The sequence below is a fragment of the Bradyrhizobium sp. SRS-191 genome, assembly GCF_024586915.1.
Classification (GTDB): Bacteria; Pseudomonadota; Alphaproteobacteria; order Rhizobiales; family Xanthobacteraceae; genus Bradyrhizobium.
The window spans coordinates 1-1,711 of sequence record NZ_JANBVS010000070.1 but is presented as its reverse complement, the minus strand read 5'-3'; the positions used below and the strand labels follow the sequence as shown (position 1 = coordinate 1,711).

The window sequence follows — 1,711 nt, the reverse complement described above, 5'->3', positions numbered from 1 at the left end:
CGATCGTCGCCGTCGTGCCGATCATGCTGTTCACGATGGCCACCATCCTGATGCTGCAACTGCAGAGCTTCCATCGGCTCTTCCTGGTGTTCGCGGTGGCGCCGCTGGCCCTGATCGGCGTGGTCGCGGCGCTGCTGCCCAGCGGCGCGCCGCTCGGCTTCGTGGCCATCCTCGGCGTGCTTGCCCTGATCGGCATCTTGATCCGCAACTCCGTCATCCTCATCGTCCAGATCGAGCATCTGCGCGAGGAGGGGCGGCCGCCCTGGGAGGCTGTTGCCGAAGCCACCGAGCATCGCATGCGGCCGATCATGCTGACTGCGGCAGCCGCGTCGCTCGCCCTGATCCCGATCGCGCGCGAAGTGTTCTGGGGTCCGATGGCCTATGCGATGATGGGCGGCATCATCGTCGGAACGGTGCTCACCTTGCTGTTTCTGCCCGCCCTCTACGTCGCCTGGTTCCGCATCAAGGCGCCAGAAGCGAACGCAGAGACGGACGCGAAGCCGCACGAGGCTTGAGGCCGCGGACGCCGCGGGCTACCTCACGACGTCATCGCGCGTGTCACGAAGCAATGCAGGGCCGCATCTGCGGAGAGGCCCTGGATTTTCTCGTGCGAATTTGGCGTGTCGAGGCCGTTGGTCCGCTCGTTGTGCGGTTGGAGGAGGGTGCCTTCATTTCACCGCGGGCGCGGTCCCGTCCGTCCTCTCACGCACATGAATTACCGCGATGTCGTCCGCGAAAATCCTCTTCCAGCCTTTGAGATGATCGAGGATCTGGGCCGCCGGCGAACCCGCGCCCAGCAAGGTCGCGTCCATGCGATTGTCGTCGAGCAGGCGCAGCAGGCCGGGCACGTCGCGTCCGTCTTCGGCGGCGAAATAATCCATCAGGAAGGTCTCGCCGTAGAGCTCCGAGCGCCCGTCGACGAACGGCCTGATGCCGCGAACGATGAGATAGCCGCCGAAACTGTAGGAATTGAAGATGCGCTGGGCTTTGCGCTCGGTCAGCAGGTCGACCGCCGCGACCGGGGTTTGCACGGTGGAGAATTGAAAGGAATGATGCGCGGCAAAGGTCGCTGCAGTGCCAATTGTCGCGAGCACGATCGCCGCTGCGGCCAGCGCAGCCGGAGCGCCGGGCGCCACCCGCAAGCCCTGTGAGGCCTCCGGCGCGGGCCCAATCCAGCCACGCAGCGGCAGCGCCAGCACCAGGGGGACGAGCACGCCGAATGTCTCGATGCTGCGGATATGGGCCAGCGCCATCCAGGTCGTGCCGAGGATCAGCAGCACGCGCGGCGGCGACAGCGTCAGGCCGCGTGTCAGCGCAAGAGCGAGCAGGCCGAGCAGCGCGCCGGCAAACGGGCTGAAGGCGCTGAAATCTGCCGGACGCCATTCGGCGATGACCGAGAACGATTTACCGAGGCTGAGGATGCGGGCGGCGCCGAGCAGGGTGTTGAGCCCGTAGGGCGTGCAACAGCTCAGCGCGAGCGCGGCGATCCCGAACGCGCCCCATTGCAGCGCAAGCGTCAGCCGGCGCGGCGCGGAGGCGCGCCAGAGCGCTTCCAGGCCGATCGCGCCGATCAGGGCAAGCCCGAGCACGAAGCCGCCGTGGAGGTTGGCCCACAGCGCTATCAGCGGCAGCATCATGAAGGACGGCGCGCGGCCCCGATCGGCCGCGGCCATCAGGGTGCCGCTCCACGCGACCATGACCGGCAGCGCCA

The 1,711-nt window shown here is 67.4% G+C and carries 2 protein-coding genes; one reads left to right on the top strand and one right to left on the bottom strand.

Going from position 1 to position 1,711, the window contains the following annotated elements; translation table 11 throughout:
• Positions 1 to 515 (top strand): efflux RND transporter permease subunit (locus NLR35_RS34025; RefSeq protein WP_257170906.1); only part of this gene is annotated, 515 nt, incomplete at its 5' end.
• A gap of 153 nt (positions 516 to 668) precedes the next feature.
• On the opposite strand, the gene NLR35_RS34020 is transcribed toward NLR35_RS34025, so the two are convergent.
• Positions 669 to 1,711 (bottom strand): hypothetical protein (locus NLR35_RS34020; RefSeq protein WP_257170905.1); only part of this gene is annotated, 1,043 nt, incomplete at its 5' end.